This is a genomic window from Salmonella sp. SA15303 (assembly GCF_029962125.1).
GTDB lineage: Bacteria > Pseudomonadota > Gammaproteobacteria > Enterobacterales > Enterobacteriaceae > Salmonella > Salmonella enterica.
In genome coordinates this window covers 850,249-875,081 of record NZ_CP123924.1, presented here as the reverse complement: position 1 = coordinate 875,081, position 24,833 = coordinate 850,249, and the positions used below count along the sequence as shown (strand labels likewise).

The following is a 24,833-nucleotide window of genomic DNA, read 5'->3' as shown; positions in this document are numbered from 1 at the left end:
TATTTCCTTTCTTCTCACAGATTAAGATTTTGCTGCTTCCGACATGCAGAGCTGCGCGTTATTACTAGACTATTATCAGACATATGATTAACAGACTATTATCAGATGCAGGCTACGTGAGGACAAACGGATGAAAAAGTGGGCAGTTGTAATTTCCGCAGTAGGGTTGGCTTTTGCGGTATCCGGATGCAGCAGCGATTATGTAATGGCGACGAAAGATGGTCGTATGATCCTGACCGATGGAAAACCGCAAGTTGACGATGATACCGGTCTGGTCAGCTATACCGATGCACAGGGAAACGAGATGCAAATCAACCGTGACGAAGTGTCTCAAATCATCGAACGTTAAGCGGTGGCCTGTGATCGAGGTCAGCGTTCTGCAAGCCTTCAGGCTGCGTCCCGTAACGGTGCGTGGCGACCACGCCCGGTAACAATTACGCCGCGCAGCCTGCAATTTTACTTTCCCTTTTGCCTTCCCTCTGCCATTTTTATTGTCCTTTGTCGGGAATTTCTGACTTCATAATAAAAAGGAAACGGCTATGCACTATCACCGTATACCCCACAGCTCGCTCGAAGTAAGTACGCTAGGGCTGGGCACAATGACATTTGGTGAACAAAACAGCGAAGCCGACGCTCACGCACAGCTCGACTATGCCATCGCAAATGGCATTAACCTTATCGATGCCGCCGAGATGTATCCGGTACCGCCGCGCCCGGAAACACAAGGGCTGACGGAGTCCTATATCGGTAACTGGCTCGCCAAACGCGGCAACCGTGAAAAACTGATCATCGCCAGCAAAGTTAGCGGACCGGCACGTAATAATGATCAAGGCATCCGGCCTCATCAGGCGCTGGATCGTAAAAATATTCGCGAAGCGCTACACGACAGTTTGACCCGATTGCAGACCGACTATCTGGATTTGTATCAGGTGCACTGGCCGCAGCGCCCCACTAACTGCTTCGGTAAACTCGGCTATAACTGGACGGACTCCACGCCAGTAGTAAGTCTACTGGAGACGCTAGACGCGCTAAGTGAGTTTCAGCGAGCGGGTAAGATTCGTTATATTGGCGTTTCAAATGAGACAGCGTTTGGCGTTATGCGCTATCTGCATCTGGCGGAAAAACATGACCTGCCGCGTATTGTCACGATCCAGAACCCCTATAGCCTGTTAAACCGCAGCTACGAGGTCGGGCTGGCGGAAGTCAGCCAGTATGAAGGTGTTGAATTGCTCGCCTACTCCTGTCTGGCGTTTGGCACATTAACCGGTAAATACCTGAACGGGGCCAAACCCGCAGGCGCGCGGAATACCTTGTTCAGCCGCTTCACACGTTACAGCGGCGAACAGGCGCAAAAAGCCGTTGCCGCCTACGTCGATATCGCGAAGCGTCACAATCTTGATCCGGCGCAGATGGCGCTGGCCTTTGTTCGCCGCCAGCCGTTTGTCGCCAGTACGTTACTGGGCGCAACCACGATGGCGCAGCTCAAGACGAATGTGGAAAGTCTGCATCTGACGTTAAGCGAAGAGGTTCTGGCGGAGATTGAGGCGGCGCATCAGGTTTATACCTACCCGGCGCCGTGATGGTCAGTGCCCGGTGGCGCTACGCTTCCGGGCTTACAGAGACAATGTAAGCCCGATAACACGCACTCGCCGCCCGGCATATTCACTCAGTATGATGCCTGCCGGCGCTGCCAGATCCACAGCGCCGCGATCGCCAGCGCGAACAGCACGCCAAAGCCGATACCTATCGCCACTGCCGGAACGCCAACCAGCACCGCCAGCGAGTACAGTCCCAGCATTAATAGCATGGCGCTATTCTCGCCCAGATTTTGTACGGCAATGGCATTCCCGGCGCCAACGCTCTTCTTACCGCGCTCCTGGAGCAAAGCGTTGAGCGGCACCACAAAAAAGCCGCCCAGCATACCTATCAACAGCAACAAGGCATAAGCAGGCAGCAATGCGTGCTGTAATGAGAAGATCGCAACCACAACGCCAATCAAAATCCCGGCGGGCATACAGCGCGATACGGTCTCCAGCGTCACCAGTTTTGCCGCCGCGCCCGCGCCGACCACAATGCCTACCGCCACCATGGCGTTCAGGTAAGTCGGCGTGGCGTTATCCGTAATCCCCAGCGCCACCGGCACCCACAGCACCAGCAGAAAACGCAGCGTCACGCCTGCGCCCCAGAATAGCCCGGTCCCCACCAGCGAAAAACGCGTTTCACCGTTACGCCAAAGGACAACGCAAGCGCTGAAGAAGCTACGCGTCATCGCCGACAACCGCCAGGATTGTCCTGGACGCGCCGCCACAAGCTTCGGGATAAACAGGTTCGCCGCCACTGCGCCAGCGTAGGCCAACGCGCAGGCAACCAGCGCGGCGATGACATGCCAGTCGGCTAATACGCCGCCCGCGACAGAACCGAGCAAAATCGCCGCAATCGTAGAGGCTTCCATCAGACCATTGGCTTTCACCAGCTTATCACCCGTCGTCAGTTCACCCAGAATACCGTATTTCGCCGGAGAATAAGCCGCCGCGCCGATCCCGACCAACGTATAACCGACAAAAGGATTTACGCCGAGGCAGATACCTGCCGCTCCCGCCAGTTTAAGACCATTGGCGACCATCATCACCCGGCCTTTGGCAAAGCTGTCCGCTATCTGGCCGACAAACGGCGCAAAAAGAATGTAAGCGCCCACAAACACCATTTGCAAAACAGGCTGGCTCCAGTCCGGGTAAAACTGAGCTTTCAGCAGTGCCAGCGTCGCAAACAGCAGCGCATTATCGCCAAAAGCCGAGAGAAACTGCGCGACAATCACCGACAGCATCCCTTTCGACCAGATGGAGGTGTTAGTACGTACTGACTCACTCATGATGTTGTTCCGGCGCATCCACCCAACTTTTCAGCGTCACAAAATCGGGTTTCCCGCTGCCAAGCAAGGGAAGCTGTTTCAGATAACGGATATCACGCGGGACGGCAAGTTCCGGAATACCGTGTTCACGGGCATAGTGCTGTAATTTTTCTCGGGTGAGTTCGCTGTCAGTCGTAAACAGTACCAGCGCTTCACCTTTGCTGGCATCGCTTTTAATGGCGGTAGCGTGCATTTTGTCCGCCGAAACGCCAAGCGCCAGTTGCTCGACCATCTCCAGCGAGACCATTTCGCCAGCAATTTTCGCAAAGCGTTTCGCGCGCCCCTGAATCTGCACAAAACCATTTTCATCGAAGCGTACAATATCGCCCGTGTCGTACCAGCCGCGCTCAGTTTCGCCTCTGGCGTTTTCCGCCGACGGCACCTCCAGCACGCCCGGTTTTTCCACGCGCAGATAGCCATTCATGATATTCGGCCCTTTCAGCTGTAGCCGACCGCCGTTTTCAATACCGGGCACCGCCAGCAGACGCGCGTCCATGCCAGGCAGAATGCGGCCAACAGTGCCAGGCTTAGCCGCCATCGGCACGTTAATCGAGACTACTGGCGCGCATTCCGTTACCCCGTAGCCCTCAAGAATGCGCAGACCGAATTTATCCTGCCACAGTTGTTTGGTACTCTCCTGAAGTTTTTCCGCACCGGCCACCACATAGCGCAGGCGATAAAAATCATACGGATTGGCAAAGCGCGCATAGTTGCCGAGGAAGGTTGACGTACCAAACAGCACGGTACAGTTACGGTCATAGACCAGTTCCGGCACAATGCGGTAGTGCAGCGGACTTGGATAAAGAAACACTTCCGCGCCGGTCAACAACGGCGTAAACAGGCCCACCGTCAAACCGAACGAGTGAAAGAGCGGCAGCGCCGACATAAAACGGTCATTGGCGGTGAAATCCGCAATCGTTTTTATCTGCTCGACATTCGCCAGAATGCTTTTATGGCTGTGCACCACCCCTTTCGGGTGCCCTTCCGAGCCGGAGGTAAAAAGAATGATCGCCGCGTCTTCCGGCTGCTGTTTTACCTGCGCCAGTCGCGGCGCCAGGAGGTGGGCAAAAATCCACATCTTGTCGGCGGGTGTGACGTCCGCTTTTAAATCTTCCAGGTAAACCCAGCGAACCTGCGTTAGCTGCTCCGGCAGGTGCCACAATTTACCTTTATCGAGGAACTGGCGGGAGGTAAAAATCGTTTTAATTTCCGCCGCGGTAATCGCGCTGGTCAGCCCTTTTACCCCCGCCGTATAGTTCATCATGGCCGGAATGCGGCGACGAGAAACCGCGCCGAAAATCACCGCCGCGCTGATGGCGGCATTCGGCAGCATTAAACCGATTTTCTCGCCCTCAACGCTGTACTTTTCCAGAATCCGGCCAACAAAAAGCGTCTTGGTCAGTAACTTACGATACGTATCCGGCGTAAAGTTAATGTCCTCAATACAGTTTTTACCCGCGCCGTAACGATATTGCGCCGCCAGCAACGATTCGTATAACGTCTCGCGCGGGCGCACCGCCATACGCGCTTCCATCATGATCTGGTGCAGCATCTCACCCGCTATCTTACGTCTGTCGCGCGCGCGCGGCGCTTCCGGCATCGGTATTTGCGTCGGCGGTAAAATATGAAGCTGAATGCGGGGGAATAAGCGCCGTTTAACCAGACCTTTCAGGCGACTGAAAGGGGTCAGCTCCGCGCCGTCAATGCGGAGCGGAATGACGGTTGCGCCCGATTTTGCCGCCACAAAGCCTGCGCCGTCATAAATTTTCATCAGCGAGCCGGTCACGGAAATCCGCCCTTCCGGGAAAATCACCACTGGACGCCCCTGTTCCACCAGACGCACCAGGTGTTTAATGGACATGGGTTTAGTGGGGTCGAGCGGCACAAAATCGATCAGCGGCGTTAACCAGCGCATATACCATTGCTGGCTGATGGAGGTATATACCGCAAAGACAGGCCGTACCGGCAAAAACAGCGCCAGTAGCATACCATCGATAAATGAAACGTGATTGGGGGTAATTAAGACCCGGTTCCCCTGTAGCGCCCGGACATCGCCAGTGACGCGCACACGATAAAGCACGCGAAACAGGTTACGGAAAAATCCAAACAGCATTTCAACTCCCTTTGGCCGACAATTCGCTAAAACATGAATTGTGGCAGATTACACGAGTTGCGTAACAGGAGCGATAGCAAAATAGGTTCGAAAAAAAACCTGCGCATCCGCGCAGGTTGGTGCAAGAGACAGGTACGAAGAGCGTACCGAATAATCTCACCAATCAATACCTCTGGGATCTTGATTGTGGGCTTCGCGCGTCTGCATCGCCAGTCCGAAAACGCAAAGGAATAAACGGAAATGCAACGAGTTGTGTAAATTATCCGTTACTGTTACAGGTTCAGGCGAAACAAAAAAAAACCTGCGCATCTCTACGCAGGTTGGTGTAATTCGTGTGATCAACAATGACGTTGATTCCACCTATCAATACCTCTGGGATCACCACTCTATCAACCTGACTCGCTGGCCTGCCAGCAGACAATCGCAACAGCGCTTCGCAAACTGTAACGAAAGATTTGTATTGTCACTTTACAGACGCATTTCTCCCGTGCAGGTCACATTTGCCCGACACGGCGGGGCAAGAGGCTTGAACAGACGTTCATTTTCCGTAAAACTGGCGTAATGTAAGCGTTTACCCACTATAGGTATTATCATGGCGACCATAAAAGATGTAGCCCGACTGGCCGGTGTTTCAGTCGCCACCGTTTCTCGCGTTATTAACGATTCGCCAAAAGCCAGCGAAGCGTCCCGGCTGGCGGTGACCAGCGCAATGGAGTCCCTGAGCTATCACCCTAACGCCAACGCGCGCGCGCTGGCACAGCAGGCAACGGAAACCCTCGGTCTGGTGGTCGGCGACGTTTCCGATCCTTTTTTCGGCGCGATGGTGAAAGCCGTTGAACAGGTGGCGTATCACACCGGCAATTTTTTACTGATTGGCAACGGGTATCATAACGAACAAAAAGAGCGTCAGGCTATTGAACAGTTGATTCGTCATCGTTGCGCAGCGTTAGTGGTACACGCCAAAATGATTCCGGATGCGGACCTGGCCTCATTAATGAAGCAAATCCCCGGCATGGTGCTGATTAACCGCATTTTACCGGGGTTAGAACACCGCTGTGTCGCGCTGGATGACCGTTACGGGGCATGGCTGGCGACCCGACATCTGATCCAGCAAGGTCATACGCGTATTGGGTATATCTGTTCCAATCACACTATCTCTGATGCCGAAGATCGCCTGAGGGGCTATTACGATGCGCTGGCGGAAAGCCATATCCCGGCTAACGATCGGCTGGTGACGTTCGGCGAACCGGATGAAAGCGGCGGCGAGCAGGCGATGACTGAGTTATTAGGTCGCGGCAGAAATTTTACCGCGGTGGCCTGCTATAACGACTCGATGGCGGCCGGCGCGATGGGAGTATTAAATGATAATGGCGTGGGGGTGCCGGGCGAAGTATCGCTCATCGGTTTTGATGATGTACTGGTCTCACGCTATGTGCGTCCCCGACTGACCACCATTCGGTATCCGATCGTCACCATGGCGACACAGGCGGCGGAGCTGGCCTTAGCGCTGGCAGGGAAATGCCCTACGCCAGAAGTAACTCATGTATTTAGTCCGACACTGGTACGCCGACATTCGGTGTCCACGCCGACGGATACCGGGCACCTGTCGACAACCGATTAATCAGGGTAGCATGATGGCGACAATGCTGGATGTTTCCCGCCATGCGGGCGTATCAAAGGCCACCGTCTCACGAGTGCTGAATGGGACGGGGCAGGTAAAAGAAAGCACGCGCCAGAAAGTGTTTACGGCGATGCAGGCTCTGGACTATCGCCCCAACCTGCTGGCACGCTCGCTGGCAAATCGCACCAGCAACAGCATCGGTCTGGTCGTCTCTACGTTTGACGGCTTCTATTTTGGCAGTTTGTTGCGCCGGGCGTCGCGCCAGGCGGAGTTTCATAACAAGCAGTTGATCGTCACCGATGGTCACGATACGCCGGAACGAGAGCAGAAAGCCGTACAAATGTTGGCCGACAGACAGTGCGACGCTATTATTCTTTACACTCGCTATATGGATGAGCCGGCGATTTTGTCGTTGATTGACGCCACGGAAATGCCGCTGGTGATTATTAATCGCAACGTCACTCAGGCCCGCGATCGCGCTATTTTCTTCGAGCAGGAGACGGCGGCATTCCAGGCGGTGGAATATCTGATTACGCAGGGCCATCGCGATATCGCCTGTATTACGCTGCCTGTTCATACTCCCACTGGCACATCACGCGTAGCGGGTTATCGCAAGGCGCTGGAAAAGTATGGTATTCCCTGGCAACCGGCAAAAGTGAAATACGGCGATTACACGCTGACGCGCGGCTATGACGCCTGCCGGGAATTACTGGAGGAAGGCGTCACGTTTAGCGCGCTATTCGCCTGTAATGATGACACGGCGCTGGGCGCGGCAAAAGCGCTGCGCCAGGCCGGATTACGCATCCCGCAGGATGTGTCGCTGTTTGGTTTTGACGATGCGCCGGGCGCAACCTGGCTTGAGCCGGGGCTTTCAACAGTCTATTTACCCATCGAGGATATGATAGCCACCGCGATCGATCAGGCCGTTCGTCTGGCGAACAGCGAGCCAGTCGCCCCGATCCCGCCCTTTACCGGCACGCTGATTCTGCGCGAGTCCGTCGCCGCGGGCCCGTTTTTTCAACGTCCAGTCTAATGATGCGCTTCAGAGCATCTCCAGCGCTAACAGCTCTTCAATGGTTTGACGACGGCGGATCAGCCGCGCCTGTCCATTGTCAAACAGTACTTCCGGCAGGAGCGGGCGGCTGTTGTAATTCGATGACATAGACGCGCCGTACGCGCCGGTATCGTGCAATACGAGGTAATCGCCGGGGATGACCGCAGGTAAGGCGCGTGTTTCAACCATTCCCCCTTCCTGCTGCGTAAAAACATCGCCTGATTCGCATAGCGGCCCGGCGACCACCGTCTCGACCCACGGGCCATTTTCAAGCGCGCGACCATCCGCCGCCAGCGCCGAAATACGGTGATAGCTACCGTACATCGCCGGGCGCATCAGATCGTTAAAACCCGCATCTACCAGCACGAAATGGCGGCTTCCCATCTGTTTTACGCTACGCACCTGCGTTACCAGCACGCCCGATTGCGCCACCAGAAAACGTCCGGGTTCGATCTCAAGTTTGACCGCATGTCCCAGATGGCGGGCGATTTGCTCGCGCGCCGCGTTCCACAGACCATAGTAATGGCGCGTATCAACGGGCTCTTCTCCCTCACGATAAGGTATCGAGAGTCCGCCGCCTGCCGAAATCGCGTCCAAATCCTGACCACATTCCAGCACCTGGCGAACCATCGCGCCGCAAACCTGCTCCAGATGACCATAATCGACGCCGGAACCAATGTGCATATGGATACCGACAAGTTTCAGTCGGTATTTCTGCATTACCGCCAGCGCCGCCGGAAGATCGCTATGCCAGATGCCGTGTTTGCTGTTTTCGCCCCCGGTGTTGGTTTTCTGGCTGTGCCCGTGACCAAAGCCAGGATTCACGCGCAACCAGACGCGATGCCCAGGCGAAACCTGACCAAGCTGCGTCAGCATATCTACCGAACCGGCATTGACCGGAATATGCAGTTCGCTGACGCGCGCCAGCGTGGCGGCGTCAATCACATCGGCGGTAAAAACGATATCATCAGGGCACGTTTGCGGATCGTAGCCCGCCGCCAGCGCACGTTCGATCTCTCCCAATGAAACAGAATCGACCTTGACGCCCTGCGCGCGCATTAAGCGCAGGATATGAATGTTCGAACAGGCTTTTTGCGCAAAACGCACGACGTCAAACTGCTGCAGGGCGGCTATCTGACGGCGAATAATGTGCGCGTCATAGACCCAGACCGGACAGCCGAATTCAGCAGGCAATCTGAGCAAATTTTCAGCGTTAAGGTCAGTTTCAGCGTGATAATGCGGCAATGACATAACAAACTCCGGAACAGGCTTTTTAACGATTACGCCATACCTTAGAAAGAATAAAAAATATCGTTTTATTGTCAGTCTATGCAAAAATGATATGGGATAAATGATTCAGGGAAACGTATGGCTGCCGTTAAGTTACGTCACATTGAAATTTTTCATGCCATAATGACCGCCGGAAATCTCACCGAAGCGGCGCGGCTGCTGCATACCTCGCAGCCTACCGTCAGTCGCGAGCTGGCGCGTTTTGAGAAAGTGCTGGGATTAACGCTGTTTGAGCGCACACGCGGGCGCTTACATCCGACGGTGCAAGGGCTACGCCTGTTCGAAGAGGTACAACGCTCCTGGTATGGGTTGGATCGCATCGTCAGCGCGGCGGAAAGTCTGCGCGAGTTCCGTCAGGGCGAACTCTCTATCGCCTGCCTGCCGGTCTTTTCACAATCCTTTTTGCCGCCGCTACTACCGCCTTTTCTGGCGCGTTATCCGGATGTCAGCCTGAATATTGTGCCGCAGGAGTCGCCGTTGCTGGAAGAGTGGCTCTCCGCTCAACGCCACGATTTAGGGCTGACGGAGACGCTTCATGCCCCGGCAGGAACAACCCGTACCGAGTTACTAACGCTAAATGAAGTGTGCGTACTGCCCTGCGACCATCCGCTTGCCGCCAAAACGGTACTGACGCCAGACGATTTTCAGGGGGAAAACTTTATCAGCCTCTCCCGCCTGGACAGCTATCGACAGTTGTTGGATACGTTATTTGCCGAACATCAGGTGAAGCGCAGAATGGTGGTGGAAACGCATAGCGCGGCCTCCGTCTGCGCGATGGTGCGCGCCGGGGCGGGCGTTTCGATCGTTAACCCGCTGACCGCGCTGGACTATGCCGCCAGCGGCGTCACCGTTCGCCGCTTCAGCATTGACGTGCCCTTTACCGTCAGCCTGATTCGCCCGCTACACCGCCCCGCCTCCGCGCTGGTTGACGCCTTCAGTAAGCATTTACAAACGCATCTTTCGCGCCTGGTCGAACCGCTGGAGGTTATTCTGGGGCCGATGACGAAAGCATAAAGCTCACGGCATCTGCGGCATGAATTGCCGTGGTATCGAAAACCGGTAGCGCGCTTTGCGTCTGGGGAACAAGCAAACCTATTTCAGTGCAGCCAAAAATAACGCCCTGCGCGCCTTGCGCAGCCAGTTGTTCGATAACCTGTAAATAATAGTGGCGCGACGCGTCAGTGAATGTCCCCTGACAGAGCTCGTCAAAAATGACCTGATTGATACGCGCCCGATCGTCCGCCTCCGGCACGATGGTCTCAATCGCAAATTGCTGTTCCAGCCGCCCGCGATAAAAATCCTGCTCCATCGTATAGCGGGTCCCTAATAGCGCCACGCGATGCAACCCCTGACGGGCGATGGCTCGCCCGGTAGCATCCGCGATGTGTAGGAAAGGCAGAGAACAACGAGATTCAATAATGTGCGCGATTTTATGCATGGTGTTGGTACACAGCACAATACCTTCTGCGCCCGCCTGCTGTAACCCCTGCGCGGCCTGCGCCAGGATATCGCCCGCTTTATCCCACTCGCCGCGGCGTTGACATACTTCAATATCGTGGAAATCTACGCTATGCAGCAGTAAGCTCGCCGAGTGCAGGCCTCCCAGCTGCTGTTTAATGCCTTCATTGATTAAACGGTAATAAGGGATAGTCGATTCCCAGCTCATACCACCCAACAGTCCGATCGTTTTCACTGCGCTCTCCTTTTTGTAAAGCATTATGGCAGTGAAGCAAACTTACACATCCGTTTCCAGTCTATTTTTCATCATGCCGGATAACAGGCGTCATCCGGCATGGGAGGGGTGATTACACGCCAATATTTCTTAGCTTCTCGCCCGCCATCAGCTTGCGTTCGATGTGCTCCAGGGTGACATTTTTGGTTTCCGGAATCAGCCAGAAAGTGATGCCGATAAAAGCGATATTCAGCGCGGTGTAGAGCCAGAATGTACCTGCCGCGCCAATGCTGTCCAACAGAGTCAGGAATGTCGCGCCGATGATCATGTTCGATCCCCAGTTTGTCGTGGTTGAACAGGTAATGCCAAAATCACGGCATTTCAGCGGCTGGATTTCCGAACACAGTATCCACACCACCGGAGCGGCGCTCATCGCGTAACCGGCGATACACATCATCGTCATCCCAACGGAAAGCCAGGAGAGACCGCTTGATGCCGTACCGTTATCAAACTGCATCAGGCAGTAGCCCAACACCAATGTCCCTAACGCCATTACGCTGAAACCGATTTTTAACGCCGGTTTACGCCCGGCCTTATCGACCGTAAAGACGGCGATAAACGTCGCGAACATAAAGGTCAGTCCGACCACCAGCGTGGCGATCATTTGCTGTTCCGTGGTGGTAAAGCCGGCCATTTTAAAAATGCGCGGCGCATAGTACATAATGATGTTCATGCCGGTGAACTGCTGCATTGCCTGTAGCAGCATACCGAGGAACACGGCGCGGCGAACATTGCGGTTAGCTTTAAATAATGCCCACCCGCCCTGCTTGAGTTTGAGGCTTTCCCGAATCTCATTCAGTTCATCACGGGCTTTTTCCGAGGTATCGCGCAGCATACGCAGCACCTCTTCCGCTTCAATATGGCGACCTTTTTGCGCCAGCCAACGCGGACTATTCGGCAGGAATACCACGAGAATAATGAGCAACACCGCAGGCAGCGCCAGCACGCCCAACATCGCGCGCCAGTTGCCGCTGTAGCTGAATGCCGTATCGGATAAAAAAGCCAGCACAATGCCTAACGTCACCATCAGTTGATACATACTGATCATTTTGCCGCGAACATTTTCACTTGCCATTTCAGAGAGATAAAGCGGCGCGGTATAGGACGCAATCCCTACTGCTACGCCCAGTATCACGCGGGCGCCAATCAATACTTCCACGCTGGAAGCAAACGCCGACCCCAGCGAGCCGAGCACGAACAAAATCGCGCCAGCCATCAGGCTATACTTACGCCCCAGCCGGAATGAAAGCCAGCCGTTAAATAATGCGCCAATTGCCGCGCCAAGCATCATACTGCTGACGACCCATTCCTGCAGCCGGCTGGTCAGTACGAAATGGTCGGTAATAAAAGGCAGCGCCCCGGCGATAACGCCGATATCCAGACCAAATAACAGTCCCGCTACCGCTGCAGAAACCGAAACAAACATATTCATACGTCGTGTGTCGCGAAGCGAACGCGGCGTTAAAGCAGAGTCATGATTAATAGAGACCATATTTTCCTGCCACAACAGAGTAAGACATAGCCTGAAAGTACGGGATACTCTTCCTCAAGTGTCAGGCTGGAAACGGCATAAATATGGATTAAATGGCTACGCTATAGCGATATGTGATGGATATTACACTTTTTAAATTTAACGCCGTTGCCGGGTATTTTTTCAAACCACCAATATTTCAATAAGTTAAAGCATTGATCATAGCTATTATTTAACAATATATGGATTAAGTTAAACCCACAATATGGACTATGCTAATGAGATCATAAAAAAACCCTGTACCAGGACAGGGCTTTATCAGTTTTTCGGCCAAAGCGTCGATTTTCCCAGAAACGCATTTGTCAGTAGCGGATTAACGCGCCAGCCAACCGCCATCTACCGCTATGGTATAGCCGTTAATATAATCAGCAGCGCTGGATGCCAGGAAGACTACCGGCCCCATTAAATCGCCCGGTAGTCCCCAACGTCCAGCCGGAATACGGTCGAGAATTTCGGCGCTACGTTGTGCATCAGCGCGCAATTGCTGGGTATTATTCGTGGACATATAGCCCGGCGCGATGGCGTTCACATTGATATTGTGTTTCGCCCACTCGTTCGCCATCAGACGCGTTATTCCCATTACGCCGCTTTTCGACGCGGTATAAGACGGAACGCGAATGCCGCCCTGGAAGGAGAGCATAGACGCGATATTAATAATTTTGCCGCCGTTGCCCTGGGCAATAAAAAGTTTTGCCGCCGCCTGAGACATAAAGAACACGCTCTTGATGTTCAGGTTCATGACGTCATCCCAGTCTTTTTCCGTGAAATCAATCGCATCTTCACGACGGATCAAACCCGCGTTATTCACCAGAATATCAATATGACCGTATTCTGCCACCGCCCGTTCCAGTAATGCCGGAATACCATCGATTTGACGCAGATCGGCTGTCAGGCTTAAAAAACGACGTCCAAGAGCGGTGACGCGCGCAATAGTTTCCGTCGGTTCAACAATGTTAATACCGACAATGTCACAGCCCGCTTCCGCCAGCCCTAACGCCATCCCCTGCCCCAATCCGGTATCGCACCCCGTCACAACCGCGACTTTACCTTCAAGAGAAAATGCATTCAAAATCATTGTTAATCCTTATTTTTGTCATGCCTGTCACGCACAGGCGTTATCACCGGTCGCGACTAGCGCAGATCTTGTACCGCAACGTGATCCATGTCATCGAAGACCTGATTTTCTCCCACCATGCCCCAAATAAACGTATAGGCTTTGGTGCCAACGCCAGAATGTATTGACCAGCTTGGGGAAATAACCGCCTGTTCATTACGCATCACAATATGACGGGTTTCCTGAGGCTGCCCCATCATATGGAAAACGCAACTGTCCTCTTCCATATTGAAATAGAGGTAAACTTCCATACGGCGCTCATGGGTATGGCATGGCATGGTGTTCCATAGATTACCGGGCGCCAGTTCGGTGAGTCCCATGCTGAGCTGACAGGTTTCCAGTACATCCGGTACGAAGTATTTATTGATGGTGCGACGGTTACTGGTGAGGTTATCGCCTAAGGTGACGGGCGCAACGTCGGCAGGCGACACTTTTTTCGTCGGATAAGCGGTATGCGCTGGCGCGCAGTTGTAATAAAACTTCGCCGGTCTGCTCGCCTCATTGCTGACGAAGACCAGCTCTTTCGCCCCTTTACCAATATACAGAGCATCACGATGACCAATATCATGGCGCTGCCCGTCAACGATAATGGCGCCCGCGCCGCCAATATTAATGACGCCCAGCTCGCGGCGGTCCAGTAACCGGGAAACGCCAAGCTGTTTACCCACCTCTCCGCCGATTTCAACAGAATGGCTGACGGGCATAATGCCGCCGACAATAATACGGTCGATATGGCTGTAGACCATCGTATATTCATCAGCGACAAAAATATTTTCTATTAAAAACTCGCGTCGCAGCGCCTGGGTGTCCAGCGTTTTAGCGTGCTCGCTATGGATGCTTTGCCTTACGTCCACTTTTCCCTCCAATGATAAATCGATCGCAATGGCATAAAATTCAAAACACTGTTTTGATTTATTTAACGGCATCATAGTCGCCTGGATAAAGGTTTTCAACAATAAATAAAACAACGTTTCATTTATATGGTTGGTTATTTTTAAAACTGCTGTAGCGATCACGAACGGCGCTAAAACTTACGCACATGTCTGATTTTCAGACATGTGCGCCAGATGCTGTATGCGGTTACCCAGATAAAAATTGGAGCTTATTTTGGAACGGGGTCTGATGTGCGAATTGAATTAAAAGCGGTATGCGTCTGCAATGCCCGACGCGGCAAGACGTTCTGCGCTATAACGAAAAAGGGGGTTCTGTCACTGGCTTTGCCCTCGTGATAGAGGGCTTTTTACAACGGAATACTGAAGCAGGAAAAGGATGGCTGGCGCAGGATCAGTCGCGTTCAATGGTTAAAGCAACGCCCTGGCCGCCACCGATACACAGCGTCGCCAGACCTTTTCGCGCGTCGCGTTTAACCATTTCGTGCACCAGTGAAACCAGAATTCGACAGCCGGAAGCGCCAATGGGATGCCCCAGCGCAATCGCGCCGCCATTAACGTTTACCCGTCGCTCATCCCATTCCAGCATTTTTCCTACCGACAACGCCTGGGCGGCAAACGCTTCGTTGGCTTCGATAAGGTCGACCTCCGTCAATTGCCAGCCGGCACGCTCCAGACAGCGCCGGGTAGCATATACCGGCGCAATCCCCATTAGCGCAGGATCGACGCCGACGCTGGCAAACGCGCGGATGCGCGCCAGCACCGGCAGCCCCAGCGCCCGGGCTTTCGTCTCGCTCATCATCATCACCGCGGCGGCGCCATCGTTGATTGAGGAGGCATTACCCGCCGTCACCGAACCTAAACTATCAAACGCCGGATGCAGCAGGGCTAACCCCTCCGCACTGGCGTCGGCCCGCGGTTGTTCATCCGTATCGACAATTGCGGTCTGCCCATTACGTTGCGTGACGATGGGGACAATCTCATCTTTAAAACGCCCGGTATCAATCGCGGCCCTGGCTTTTTGCTGCGAACTGAGCGCATAAGCATCCTGTAACTCGCGGCTGATGCCATATTCCCGCGCCAGGTTTTCTGCCGTCACGCCAATGTGATAATCGTTGAAGGCATCCCATAAGCCATCATGTACCAGACTATCCACCAGATTGTCGGCATCAGGCAACGCGCCGGTACGGCTGTCATTGAGGACATGCGGCGCACGGCTCATATTCTCCTGCCCGCCCGCAATAACAATGTCCGCTTCGCCGCACTGAATAGCCTGCGTCGCCAGGTGCAACGCTTTTAAACCGGAACCACAAACGTCATTAATGGTAATAGCGGAAACGGTAGTCGGCAGCCCTCCTTTGATGGCTGACTGGCGCGCCGGATTCTGCCCGGCGCCAGCCGTCAGCACCTGACCGAGGATGACCTCATCGATAGCGTTAGCGTCCACGCCGGTGCGCTCAATTAACGCTTTTACGACCATGCTCCCCAGCTCGACGGCGGAATGACGGGCCAGCGTTCCCTGAAAACAGCCGATGGGTGTCCGTAAAGCCCCCACTATCACAACCTCTTTCATTACCACCTCAGCGCAAAATGACACCGCCATAGTAGAGCATTGTTAAAATTAGTTATCTTGATTGTTTAAAAAAAGTGAGTTTTATCACAAAGGAAATGACACTGATTTGACGGTGACGCAGCTTATTTCTGCTGCAAATGGTAGCGAAGCCAGTTCCCCGCCGTTCCGGGCGGCGTCTTCTTGTTCCACAACAAATCAATAGCAATCGCCCTCGGCCAGCCAGGAACATCCAGCTGCGCCAGCGGTTTTTCCGCCGCAAACTCTTCCACCAGCGCGCAGGGCAATACGCACCAGCCAAATCCCTGAACCGCCATGCTCAACAGCAATAAATAGTTTGGCGCTGACCAGGCCGGGCCGCGCGTAATGTTGGCGTTAGAGTCAAGGTAGGTATTCAGACGCAGCTCGCGCCAGGTATGCAGTTGCTCCCATTGCAGGTTCGTCTGCGACGCCAACGGATGCGTGGTCCCCACATAAACCCCCATCCAGCTTTGAACAGGCAGACGCGTCGCGCCAATGTCTGTGGGATAGTCATCACGCGCTTCAATCAGACCTATCTGGGCACGCCCTTTTTGCAGCAGGTCGATGACATCATCATTTTCTCCGATCAAGCATTCAAACTCGGTATGCGGAAATTGACGATCAAACTGCGCCATTAACTCTTCCAGACTGTCAGGGTGCAGGGTATCAGAGAGGACGAACGTGAGTCTTGCCTCCGTCTCGCCGGATAACGTCAGCGCCACCTCATCCAGACGGTCGCTCGCCGATAAAATAGCCTGAACATAGCTAAGCACCCGTTTTCCTTCTTCGGTCAGAACGGGCTGGCGCGAAGATCGATCAAATAATGAAAATCCCAGATCCGCCTCCAGATGCGCAATGGCGGTACTAATGGTGGACTGGCTTTTACGCAGGCGGCGCGCCGCCGCAGAAAACGAACCGCAAGAGACGGTCTCAACAAATGCCATTAACGCTTCAGGTGAGTAACGCATAACCTATCTACTTTATCGATGGATGTTATCTTTTAGGTATCACATTAAACGATAAAATAGCGGAAATTTCTTTAGCTTGATTAAGAGTAAGGTTTTTTCGTTTATGCAACATGACGCCATACAACGTCGCTCGCTGCCGGAGCGTATTTTCCATGCTGTCTGTTTTGAAGGTATTGCGACTGCAATACTGGCGCCAACGACCGCCTGGCTAATGCAGCGCTCGGTGCTGGAGATGGGCGGCCTGACAATATTGCTGGCAACGACGGCCATGATCTGGAATATCATTTATAACGCTCTGTTTGATCGACTGTGGCCTGCGCATCAGGTGAGACGAACCGCCAAAGTGCGCGCATTCCATGCGTTAGGATTTGAAAGTGGGTTTATTGTCATTGGCGTGAGTATTGTCGCCTGGGTACTGAATGTCAGCCTGCTACAAGCATTCACCCTGGAAATTGGTTTCTTCCTGTTCTTTTTGCCGTACACGATGCTGTACAACTGGGCGTACGATGTTTTACGCCAACGAATAGTGACCCGCCGCCAACAGCGCGTTAGTGCATGATATTGCTCTTTTTTGCCGGGATCGCAACGCTCCCGGCCCTCCTCCTCCACGACATCCATCTGCTTAAAACGCCCCCAACTGACGCTATTTATGGTAAATTGCGCTTCTTTTTGTGTGTTTTATAGTTGATAAATTCAAATAATGTCTAAAATTTGGTCAAAAGATGAGACTCTCTGGAGTTTTGCGTTATACGGAACGGCTGTAGGCGCAGGCACTCTTTTCCTTCCCATCCAGTTGGGATCGGCAGGCGCAATCGTGCTATTTATTACCGCGCTGGTCGCCTGGCCTCTGACATACTGGCCGCATAAAGCGCTGTGTCAGTTTATTCTTTCCTCAAAGACTTCTGCAGGTGAGGGAATTACTGGCGCCGTTACCCATTATTACGGCAAGAAAATCGGCAGTATTATTACTACGCTTTATTTCATTGCGTTTTTTGTCGTGGTATTAATTTATGCTGTGGCGATTACCAATTCCCTGACAGAGCAATTAGCGAAGCATATTCAGATAGATATTCGCATCCGGATGGCAGTTAGCTTCGGCGTAGTACTTATCCTGAATATGATTTTCTTAATGGGAAGACATGCCACTCTTCGCGTAATGGGCTTTTTAGTCTTTCCACTTATCGCTTACTTCTTGTTCCTTTCGCTCTACTTAACCGGAAGCTGGCAACCCTCGTTACTGACCGGGCAGATGTCTTTGGATAGTCACACGTTGCACCAGGTATGGATTTCTATTCCGGTGATGGTTTTTGCTTTTAGCCATACGCCCATTATTTCGACGTTTGCCATCGACAGACGGGAAAATTTTGGCGATCAGGCCATGGATAAATGCAAAAAGATCATGAAGGTCGCCTATCTGATTATCTGCCTGAGCGTGCTGTTCTTTGTCTTTAGCTGCCTGCTCTCCATTCCGCCGTCATACATTGAAGACGCGCGCAACGAAGGCGTTACCATCCTTTCCGCGCTCTCGATGATGCCCAATGCGCCGGCCTGGCTCTCTATTTCCGGTATTATCGTTGCCGTCGTGGCCATGTCGAAATCTTTCCTCGGCACCTATTTCGGCGTCATTGAGGGCGCAACCGAAATGGTAAGAACCACTCTACAGCAGGTTGGCGTGAAAAAAAGCCGGGCGTTCAATCGCGCACTATCTATCATGCTGGTTTCCGGGATTACGTTTATTATTTGCTGTATTAACCCGAATGCCATCTCTATGATTTATGCCATTAGCGGCCCGCTCATTGCGATGATTCTGTTTATTATGCCCACGTTGTCAACGTACCTGATACCGGCATTGAAACCCTACCGTTCAGTAGGTAATTTCATTACGTTGGTCGTCGGTTTACTTTGCGTATCGGTGATGTTTTTCGGCTAAAGTAAAAGATAGCCGGGATATAACTCCCGGCTATTTTATATAAGAATCCAGCACCTTTAATATTACGTCCAGATCTTCTTCACGTCTGGCTTCATCACTCTGATGAACGATATGCTCGGTCAGATGCCCTTTAATCACCTCGCGCATTAAGCCATTTACCGCGCCGCGAATCGCCGCGATCTGTTGTAACACGGCCGCGCATTCATGCGGTTCATCCAGCATTTTTTTTAGCGCTATCACCTGCCCCTGAATCTTGCTGGTTCTGGCTTTAAGCTTTTGTTTGTCCCGGATGGTATGTGACATTACAACACCTCACTAACATTAACGAATACAAATTATAGCATTACGATGCTACTGGGGGGTAGTATTCCATACTGGGGGGGAGTAGAATGACGCCCCACATAAAACAACTAAGAATCATTCTCATGGGTGAATTTTCGACACTTCTTCAGCAAGGAAACGGCTGGTTCTTCATTCCCAGCGCCATTTTATTAGGTATTTTGCACGGGCTTGAACCAGGGCACTCCAAAACTATGATGGCGGCTTTTATCATTGCCATTAAAGGTACGGTTAAACAGGCTGTCATGCTCGGTCTGGCAGCAACGCTTTCTCATACCGCGATCGTCTGGTTAATCGCTCTGGGTGGGATGTATCTTAGCCGGGCATTCACCGCACAATCAGTGGAACCATGGCTGCAGTTAATTTCTGCGATCATTATTCTGAGCACCGCGTGCTGGATGTTCTGGCGGACATGGCGAGGCGAGCAGCAGTGGCTGGCGGGAAACCATCATCACAACCACGACCACGACCACGACCACGACCACGACCACGACCACGACCACGACCACGACCACGACCACGACCACGACCATCATGGTCACATACATCCGGAAGGTGCAACGTCAAAAGCGTATCAGGATGCCCATGAACGCGCCCATGCTGCCGATATTCAACGCCGTTTTGATGGTCAAACAGTGACTAATGGACAGATCCTGCTATTCGGCCTGACCGGAGGGCTTATCCCCTGTCCGGCTGCGATCACCGTTTTACTGATTTGTATCCAGCTTAAAGCGTTTACGCTGGGCGCCACGATGGTGCTGAGCTTTAGTCTTGGCCTAGCATTAACACTGGTGACGGTAGGCGTGGGCGCGGCGATAAGCGTTCAACAGGCAGCAAAGCGCTGGAGTGGTTTTTCGACGCTTGCCCGGCGGGCGCCCTATTTTTCGAGCATTCTGATTGGTCTGGTCGGCGTGTATATGGGAATTCATGGCTATACCGGGATCATGCAGTAAATATGTAACGCTTCTGCTCAGGCCGTATCATTCACGTCGGGTTTCATTCCAGAAGCGTTTTTACTTATCAAACGGTATGAAAGGCCATACATTCAGCGTCCCGCCTGAATTCTGTATTTTACTCCACTACACCACAGGCAAAAAATACCCCACCGCCACCGGGTTTAGCCGGCGTGTCAGTGTTTCTGGATAGGGTCGCCGGAGGCGGGTTATTGCGGAGCGATAAACGGGGTTCGCTGCAGTGATTTACAAAACCGGGTACCAAACAGCAGTTCCCGTAATCGGTTCCGCATTCCCAGCTTCACCAGTAACCGGTATTTGTCCTGCCAGATTTGCTTCTCCTGTGTATTCAGCCTTCCACACAACGCTGACAACCTTCCTCGTCCACGGTAAACTTCCTGAAGCAAGCGTAACTGGGCCAGGCTCACTCCGCATGCCAGTATCTCCCGGTGCATCAACTGATCCATATAGTTCATCAACCGCTTCGGATTGTTAAATATCGGTGGCACTTCCAGAAAGCCCGTCACCGGATCCGGAGATAACAAAAAGGCGTCCAGCGCTCCTGTCCTGCGCAGGCGTGCGCCCCCGGCCCACTGTTCATCCCGCCGCCACCGAATAAGTATCTCCGCCAGTTCCTGCTCCAGCAGCGCCGGGATGCCGCCGTATACCTTCAGTACCACCCGGTCGCTGAAAAACAGCTCATCGCTGATAATCATAACCGGGTAGTCCGGCAGTATCTGTCTCAGGGAATAGAACAAAAAGAGATGTTCACGGGGACGCAGACACAGTATCAGTATGGCCTCCGGTTTCCGACGTAATTGCTGCAACAGAACAGGCTGCCTGTATGCGGTTTCACAGTTGCAGCCCGGCATAAATCTCCGGACCAGGTGTGCCACGGCGATCGTCACCGGCCAGCAGTCACCGTAAACGATAATCTGCCGGGCCGGTATCCGGTTATGTTCCGTCATCCTCATCCTCCTTCTTTTTCAGGATCTTCCCCGCATTTCTGTTACTGCACAGCCGGTTCCACAGTTCATTTGCCATCGACCTGTCACCATTACCGACCCGGCGTTTTGATACCAGCGGCGGTCCGGCTTTTTCACGGCGCGTGGACGGGGTGGGACTGTCAAGAACCCGGATAACATAAATCTCATAGCGTCGTGCTTTATTAGGCAGGGTCTGGTGACGGCAGATGCTGACCACCCGCGATGTTTTGCTTCGCAGATAGGCAATCAGGTAGCTGGCCCGTCTGGCCGTGATGTGAAACGCCTCTGCTATCTGGTTACGCTGAACCCAGTTCTGCTGCAACAGGCACCAGTGTGCCACAATGATATACAGGGGCTCGCCGGCATACTGGCGGACACTTACCGGAATAAAACAGGCATCATGGTTGGTCTGTCCGGGATAATGAATATCGTTACCAGGGGTAAGGTACTGCTTTTTTGCGTGTGTATTATCAGGGCACATAAAACCTCTCCATAACTGGGTAAATGATTTCCCGGAGGTGAAGAACAACTCTTAAATAGTATTTATTATTAATGTGTGTTTATTCGGGATTAGTTCCCCGATAACTCAGTCAGTTCTTTTATTTTTATTATCTGCCCCCCCGATTAGTTATAGGTAACAGTAACGGGTATTGCAGCAGAAAACGTTCCTGTCTTTACACTTCCCCCCGGGGTCGGGGTTATTACTGCAGTATATACCTTCGACACATTACCGGTGACAGCTCCTGTAATAGTAATATCCCCCAGTACTTCTTGTTTATCAAAAGTAATCTCTTTTCCTTTATCATCTTTTATTGAAAGCCGGAGCCCATTAGGCTGACCTTTGTTGGGGCCATCCAGGCTGACAAGATTCAGAGTTTGCCCGGTATCCTGTGTCAGTGCACCTTTCCCGAAGGTGATGGCCAGAGGGATCGTGAATTCCTGTCCCATAGCCGGTCGTAAAACCTGCCTGGCGATCACTGTAAAATTTGCCTGTCTGGTCTGTGAAGGTTCATAAGTCGTATAAATATGCCCAAAGTTGACCTGTAATGGAACAATGTCAACTTTACCCAATCCGTTTCTGAGAATTCTCACATTAAAACCAGATAAAACAAATCCGTTTTGTCTCAAAGAATGATGTAGCCCCCTGAAACACCAGACAGTAGCTGTATCTCCAGATAAGAGATAGGCTTGAATATATGTCTAACACTAACACCAATTTTGAGATGACCGGGATCCTGTTAGGGCAAGAAGTCCGTAAACGTAAAACTCCTCAGGAGAAGATCGCCATTATCCAGCAGACGATGGAGCCGGGTATGAATGTCTCCCATGTCGCCCGCCTGCATGGTATCCAGCCCAGCCTGCTGTTTAAGTGGAAGAAGCAATATCAGGAAGGCAGCCTCACCGCCGTTGCGGCTGGAGAGGAAGTCGTTCCTGCTTCTGAGCTTACTGCTGCTCTGAAGCAGGTCCGGGAGCTTCAGCGCCTTCTGGGCAAGAAGACGATGGAAGTTGAGATCCTGAAAGAAGCCGTGGAGTACGGTCAGTCGCGAAAATGGATAGCGCACGCGCCCTTGTTGCCAAAGGACGGGGAATAGCCATGGTCAGCCGGACCATGGGCGTGTCGCGTGCGCAACTGTCACTGCGGATTAACCGTTCTGCCGACTGGCAGGACAGGCGCTGTAACCGGCGTAATGAAGAAGCAGACGCAGAAATACTGTCGGCTATCCTCAACATTATCAGCGATATGCCGAGTTATGGTTATCGACGCGTGTGGGGCATCCTGCGCAAGCAACGTCGCACAGAGGGACAGCCACCTGTGAATGCCAAACGGCTTTACAGGATAATGAGCGAGCATAACCTGTTGTTGTTGCATCACAAACCAGAGCGACCGAAGCGTGAACATAAGGGCAAGATAGCGGTGGCAGAAAGCGATATGCGCTGGTGTTCAGATGGCTTCGAGTTCGGCTGCGACAACGGCGAAAAACTGCGGGTAACGTTCGCGCTGGACTGCTGCGACCGTGAGGCCATAGACTGGGCAGCAAGCACGGGAGGCTATGACAGTTCGACCGTGCAGGATGTGATGCTGAGGTCGGTGGAAAAGCGCTTCGGCGACAGGCTGCCCGACACAGCGGTGCAGTGGCTGACGGACAACGGTTCAGCATATACCGCGCATGAAACGCGGAGGTTCGCCAAAGAGCTGAATCTGGAGCCATGTACAACAGCGGTGAGCAGCCCGCAGAGCAATGGCATGGCCGAACGGTTCGTGAAGACGATGAAGGAAGACTATATCGCGTTCATGCCGAAACCGGATGTGAGAACAGCCCTGCGAAACCTTGCAGCGGCGTTCACGCATTACAATGAAAATCACCCGCATAGTGCGCTGGGATATCACTCTCCGAGAGAATACCGGCGGCAGCGGGCATCGTTAACTTAAGATACAAAAGCTGTCCGGAAATGGCGGGTCAAGATCAGTTTTGTCTCAAAGAATAAGAAAAAGGTACAATATTTAAAACATTACTTATCCCCGTAAAAGCTGTAACTGCACTACTCTCTGAATATGCTTTTGTATATAAGAAATCCAGTGTTATCCTTACTTTTCGTTCTGTAGTCCCAACAGGTAGTTTTGTGCCAAACTCTTTTCGTAACTCATTTCCTGACTGAGTACTCTTTATTTCATCCCAGGAGAACGAAACAACACTTGAAGCATTTCCTGTTTCTTGAATGGACATTCTGAATCCAAGTCCCATCGCATCTAGTGTCTTGGTAAATTTACTGAAGTAGCCCTGATTAAATACCAGCTGTGGAAATTGCGTGTCATATCCCATGTAACATTTAAAAACTGCATCCTGATTGATTGTATAGATAACCGAATCCGGGCCAGGTTTAAAATCATCGGTTGTCAAATTTATACTTCTTAAATTAATATTCTGACCGGAAGTGACTGCACATTCATTTATACCTAGCTCAACCGCATACACTTTAGTCACACATAAAGAGCACAACATCATCACCAGCACGGTCAGTTTTGTTTTCAGATTAAAAATCCATTCTGTCATGATGTCGCCCCTGCGTCCTTAAACGCGCAGTTCAGGGCATCGCAGGTGTAGCGATTCATCTGCAGTCCCCCGTAATCATCAATATACCCCACCCACAGCGTCCGGGTTTCTGCCGGCAGAACAGCCTTTAAAGGCAGGTTCCCCAGGGGCGGCACCATCACGCCCTCGCGGAAACCGCTGAGCCTGTGGCTACGGTCTGCTCCCAGCCACGCCACAGTGATGTAGTACGGCGTCGGGTTTCTGAGGGTCAGATGTCCCGCATTCCGCTCAGCAGTCAGCTTTCTTTCCGGCTGGTCACTGCTGCTTCTGATAATGGCTTTCGGACGGTAAAACAGTTTCAGCTGGCTCTGCATGGCCAGCTGCAGGACGTTGTCGTCTTCCGGCTTCGGGGGAACGCCCCGCACGTTAAACCAGAACAGTGTTTCCCTGTCCTGAGGGAGCTTATCTGTCAGCCCGCGAACCTGGGTGATACGGACCTGGGATTTCTGTCCGGCATCAATACGCTGCAGCGGCGGCAGCGCCATCAGCGCATCGGTTCTCACCCCGTCAGCATCCGTCACCCAGGACTGCGCCAGGAACGGCGTGGTTTTGTCATCGTTATTCAGCGTGATGGCCACCGTTTTCTGCGGCGCATCCATGATAATACGGGTCCGGTCAACATTGACGGCCGCCGGGCTGTACTGGCTCCATGCCGCCGCCAGTGCGAGTAAAATCACACGGCTTCTTCTGCTGTTTTTCACCTGTTTTCTCCTTTAGACCT

The 24,833-nt window shown here is 52.7% G+C and carries 22 protein-coding genes and 2 pseudogenes; 9 read left to right on the top strand and 15 right to left on the bottom strand.

Translation table 11 applies throughout. The features are described 5' to 3' along the window. The first annotated feature begins 130 nt into the window (after positions 1-130). Both QEN31_RS04240 and QEN31_RS04235 read left to right on the top strand, forming a co-directional pair. Positions 131-349, top strand: coding sequence for a YgdI/YgdR family lipoprotein (locus QEN31_RS04240; RefSeq protein WP_000758662.1), 219 nt, complete (start codon positions 131-133; stop codon positions 347-349). 190 nt (positions 350-539) lie between these two features. Further along, positions 540-1,580, top strand: coding sequence for an NADP(H)-dependent aldo-keto reductase (locus QEN31_RS04235; protein ID WP_000558960.1), 1,041 nt, complete (start codon positions 540-542; stop codon positions 1,578-1,580). An 86-nt stretch (positions 1,581-1,666) separates the two neighbouring features. Here the strand turns inward: QEN31_RS04235 and lplT are convergent, their stop codons facing one another. Next, positions 1,667-2,869: a lysophospholipid transporter LplT gene (gene lplT, locus QEN31_RS04230; protein ID WP_000004686.1), complete on the bottom strand. Its 1,203-nt coding sequence runs from the start codon at positions 2,867-2,869 to the stop codon at positions 1,667-1,669. After that, complete coding sequence (gene aas / locus QEN31_RS04225) at positions 2,862-5,021, bottom strand: bifunctional acyl-ACP--phospholipid O-acyltransferase/long-chain-fatty-acid--ACP ligase (RefSeq protein ID WP_023204006.1); 2,160 nt, start codon at positions 5,019-5,021, stop codon at positions 2,862-2,864. The genes lplT and aas overlap by 8 nt, the downstream gene beginning before the upstream one ends. A gap of 592 nt (positions 5,022-5,613) precedes the next feature. On the opposite strand from aas, the gene galR reads away from it, so the two are divergent. Then, positions 5,614-6,642: an HTH-type transcriptional regulator GalR gene (gene galR, locus QEN31_RS04220; protein WP_000201030.1), complete on the top strand. Its 1,029-nt coding sequence runs from the start codon at positions 5,614-5,616 to the stop codon at positions 6,640-6,642. 10 nt (positions 6,643-6,652) lie between these two features. Then, positions 6,653-7,675: a LacI family DNA-binding transcriptional regulator gene (locus tag QEN31_RS04215; RefSeq protein ID WP_000968339.1), complete on the top strand. Its 1,023-nt coding sequence runs from the start codon at positions 6,653-6,655 to the stop codon at positions 7,673-7,675. A 9-nt stretch (positions 7,676-7,684) separates the two neighbouring features. Here the strand turns inward: QEN31_RS04215 and lysA are convergent, their stop codons facing one another. Continuing rightward, entirely contained in the window at positions 7,685-8,947 is a 1,263-nt protein-coding gene (gene lysA, locus QEN31_RS04210; RefSeq protein WP_000056581.1) for a diaminopimelate decarboxylase, read from the bottom strand. A 117-nt stretch (positions 8,948-9,064) separates the two neighbouring features. Here lysA and QEN31_RS04205 point away from each other — a divergent pair, with 117 nt between their 5' ends. Further along, the gene (locus tag QEN31_RS04205; RefSeq protein WP_000741775.1) at positions 9,065-10,000 is read left to right on the top strand and encodes a LysR family transcriptional regulator; all 936 of its coding nucleotides are present in this window, start codon (positions 9,065-9,067) and stop codon (positions 9,998-10,000) included. Here the strand turns inward: QEN31_RS04205 and QEN31_RS04200 are convergent. The 6 genes from QEN31_RS04200 to QEN31_RS04175 all read right to left on the bottom strand — a co-directional run bounded on the left by QEN31_RS04200 (position 9,972) and on the right by QEN31_RS04175 (position 16,812). Then, positions 9,972-10,679, bottom strand: a complete 708-nt coding sequence (locus QEN31_RS04200; RefSeq protein ID WP_000848629.1) for an aspartate/glutamate racemase — start codon at positions 10,677-10,679, stop codon at positions 9,972-9,974. The genes QEN31_RS04205 and QEN31_RS04200 overlap by 29 nt on opposite strands. Positions 10,680-10,791: 112 nt before the next feature. After that, positions 10,792-12,210, bottom strand: coding sequence for an arabinose-proton symporter AraE (gene araE / locus QEN31_RS04195; protein WP_000253647.1), 1,419 nt, complete (start codon positions 12,208-12,210; stop codon positions 10,792-10,794). A 352-nt stretch (positions 12,211-12,562) separates the two neighbouring features. Then, positions 12,563-13,324 (bottom strand): 2-dehydro-3-deoxy-D-gluconate 5-dehydrogenase KduD, encoded by a 762-nt coding sequence (gene kduD, locus QEN31_RS04190; protein ID WP_000602494.1) that lies wholly within the window; start codon positions 13,322-13,324, stop codon positions 12,563-12,565. Between the two features lie 56 nt (positions 13,325-13,380). Continuing rightward, the gene (gene kduI / locus QEN31_RS04185; RefSeq protein ID WP_000383274.1) at positions 13,381-14,217 is read right to left on the bottom strand and encodes a 5-dehydro-4-deoxy-D-glucuronate isomerase; all 837 of its coding nucleotides are present in this window, start codon (positions 14,215-14,217) and stop codon (positions 13,381-13,383) included. 430 nt (positions 14,218-14,647) lie between these two features. Continuing rightward, positions 14,648-15,826, bottom strand: coding sequence for an acetyl-CoA C-acetyltransferase (locus QEN31_RS04180; protein WP_000665984.1), 1,179 nt, complete (start codon positions 15,824-15,826; stop codon positions 14,648-14,650). A 122-nt stretch (positions 15,827-15,948) separates the two neighbouring features. After that, entirely contained in the window at positions 15,949-16,812 is an 864-nt protein-coding gene (locus QEN31_RS04175) for a LysR family transcriptional regulator (RefSeq protein ID WP_001270777.1), read from the bottom strand. Between the two features lie 103 nt (positions 16,813-16,915). On the opposite strand from QEN31_RS04175, the gene QEN31_RS04170 reads away from it, so the two are divergent. Both QEN31_RS04170 and QEN31_RS04165 read left to right on the top strand, forming a co-directional pair. Then, on the top strand, positions 16,916-17,371 hold the full coding sequence (locus QEN31_RS04170) for a multidrug/biocide efflux PACE transporter (protein WP_017465480.1): 456 nt from the start codon (positions 16,916-16,918) through the stop codon (positions 17,369-17,371). 141 nt (positions 17,372-17,512) lie between these two features. After that, positions 17,513-18,742: an amino acid permease gene (locus QEN31_RS04165; RefSeq protein WP_000036837.1), complete on the top strand. Its 1,230-nt coding sequence runs from the start codon at positions 17,513-17,515 to the stop codon at positions 18,740-18,742. Positions 18,743-18,772: 30 nt separating this feature from the next. On the opposite strand, the gene rcnR is transcribed toward QEN31_RS04165, so the two are convergent. Further along, positions 18,773-19,045 carry a Ni(II)/Co(II)-binding transcriptional repressor RcnR gene (gene rcnR, locus QEN31_RS04160; RefSeq protein WP_000019953.1) on the bottom strand — a complete coding sequence of 91 codons (273 nt, stop codon included), beginning with the start codon at positions 19,043-19,045 and terminating at the stop codon, positions 18,773-18,775. Between the two features lie 122 nt (positions 19,046-19,167). Here rcnR and QEN31_RS04155 point away from each other — a divergent pair, with 122 nt between their 5' ends. Next, the gene (locus QEN31_RS04155; protein ID WP_000503706.1) at positions 19,168-20,034 is read left to right on the top strand and encodes a nickel/cobalt efflux protein RcnA; all 867 of its coding nucleotides are present in this window, start codon (positions 19,168-19,170) and stop codon (positions 20,032-20,034) included. 209 nt (positions 20,035-20,243) lie between these two features. Here the strand turns inward: QEN31_RS04155 and QEN31_RS04150 are convergent, their stop codons facing one another. From QEN31_RS04150 to QEN31_RS04140, 3 genes and pseudogenes are all read right to left on the bottom strand, one after another. Further along, complete coding sequence (locus QEN31_RS04150) at positions 20,244-21,002, bottom strand: transcriptional regulator (RefSeq protein ID WP_000134791.1); 759 nt, start codon at positions 21,000-21,002, stop codon at positions 20,244-20,246. Beyond that, entirely contained in the window at positions 20,989-21,501 is a 513-nt protein-coding gene (locus QEN31_RS04145; protein WP_000336259.1) for a CaiF/GrlA family transcriptional regulator, read from the bottom strand. The genes QEN31_RS04150 and QEN31_RS04145 overlap by 14 nt, the downstream gene beginning before the upstream one ends. A gap of 143 nt (positions 21,502-21,644) precedes the next feature. Then, a pseudogene (locus tag QEN31_RS04140) lies at positions 21,645-22,217 on the bottom strand (hypothetical protein); the annotation flags it as partial. A gap of 26 nt (positions 22,218-22,243) precedes the next feature. Here QEN31_RS04140 and QEN31_RS04135 point away from each other — a divergent pair. Next, positions 22,244-23,451 (top strand): IS3 family transposase gene (locus QEN31_RS04135; protein ID WP_087776199.1). Its coding sequence is split into 2 segments (ribosomal slippage): positions 22,244-22,565 and positions 22,565-23,451, totalling 1,209 coding nucleotides; the frame shifts between segments, so codons are not numbered across the junction. Positions 23,452-23,488: 37 nt separating this feature from the next. Here the strand turns inward: QEN31_RS04135 and QEN31_RS04130 are convergent. Both QEN31_RS04130 and stdC read right to left on the bottom strand, forming a co-directional pair. Then, a pseudogene (locus tag QEN31_RS04130) lies at positions 23,489-24,073 on the bottom strand (hypothetical protein); the annotation flags it as partial. Continuing rightward, on the bottom strand, positions 24,070-24,813 hold the full coding sequence (stdC, locus tag QEN31_RS04125) for a fimbrial biogenesis chaperone StdC (protein WP_000798504.1): 744 nt from the start codon (positions 24,811-24,813) through the stop codon (positions 24,070-24,072). The gene stdC and the pseudogene QEN31_RS04130, both read right to left, overlap by 4 nt. Positions 24,814-24,833 lie beyond the last annotated feature (20 nt).

Excerpts from the sequence above, each read along its gene's own strand:
- QEN31_RS04240 (WP_000758662.1), top strand. The coding sequence starts at position 131 with ATGAAAAAGTGGGCAGTTGTAATTTCCGCAGTAGGGTTGGCTTTTGCG.
- QEN31_RS04235 (WP_000558960.1), top strand. The coding sequence starts at position 540 with ATGCACTATCACCGTATACCCCACAGCTCGCTCGAAGTAAGTACGCTA.
- lplT (WP_000004686.1), bottom strand. The coding sequence starts at position 2,869 with ATGAGTGAGTCAGTACGTACTAACACCTCCATCTGGTCGAAAGGGATG.
- aas (WP_023204006.1), bottom strand. The coding sequence starts at position 5,021 with ATGCTGTTTGGATTTTTCCGTAACCTGTTTCGCGTGCTTTATCGTGTG.
- galR (WP_000201030.1), top strand. The coding sequence starts at position 5,614 with ATGGCGACCATAAAAGATGTAGCCCGACTGGCCGGTGTTTCAGTCGCC.
- QEN31_RS04215 (WP_000968339.1), top strand. The coding sequence starts at position 6,653 with ATGATGGCGACAATGCTGGATGTTTCCCGCCATGCGGGCGTATCAAAG.
- lysA (WP_000056581.1), bottom strand. The coding sequence starts at position 8,947 with ATGTCATTGCCGCATTATCACGCTGAAACTGACCTTAACGCTGAAAAT.
- QEN31_RS04205 (WP_000741775.1), top strand. The coding sequence starts at position 9,065 with ATGGCTGCCGTTAAGTTACGTCACATTGAAATTTTTCATGCCATAATG.
- araE (WP_000253647.1), bottom strand. The coding sequence starts at position 12,210 with ATGGTCTCTATTAATCATGACTCTGCTTTAACGCCGCGTTCGCTTCGC.
- kduD (WP_000602494.1), bottom strand. The coding sequence starts at position 13,324 with ATGATTTTGAATGCATTTTCTCTTGAAGGTAAAGTCGCGGTTGTGACG.
- QEN31_RS04180 (WP_000665984.1), bottom strand. The coding sequence starts at position 15,826 with ATGAAAGAGGTTGTGATAGTGGGGGCTTTACGGACACCCATCGGCTGT.
- QEN31_RS04175 (WP_001270777.1), bottom strand. The coding sequence starts at position 16,812 with ATGCGTTACTCACCTGAAGCGTTAATGGCATTTGTTGAGACCGTCTCT.
- QEN31_RS04170 (WP_017465480.1), top strand. The coding sequence starts at position 16,916 with ATGCAACATGACGCCATACAACGTCGCTCGCTGCCGGAGCGTATTTTC.
- QEN31_RS04165 (WP_000036837.1), top strand. The coding sequence starts at position 17,513 with ATGTCTAAAATTTGGTCAAAAGATGAGACTCTCTGGAGTTTTGCGTTA.
- rcnR (WP_000019953.1), bottom strand. The coding sequence starts at position 19,045 with ATGTCACATACCATCCGGGACAAACAAAAGCTTAAAGCCAGAACCAGC.
- QEN31_RS04155 (WP_000503706.1), top strand. The coding sequence starts at position 19,168 with ATGGGTGAATTTTCGACACTTCTTCAGCAAGGAAACGGCTGGTTCTTC.
- QEN31_RS04150 (WP_000134791.1), bottom strand. The coding sequence starts at position 21,002 with ATGACGGAACATAACCGGATACCGGCCCGGCAGATTATCGTTTACGGT.
- QEN31_RS04145 (WP_000336259.1), bottom strand. The coding sequence starts at position 21,501 with ATGTGCCCTGATAATACACACGCAAAAAAGCAGTACCTTACCCCTGGT.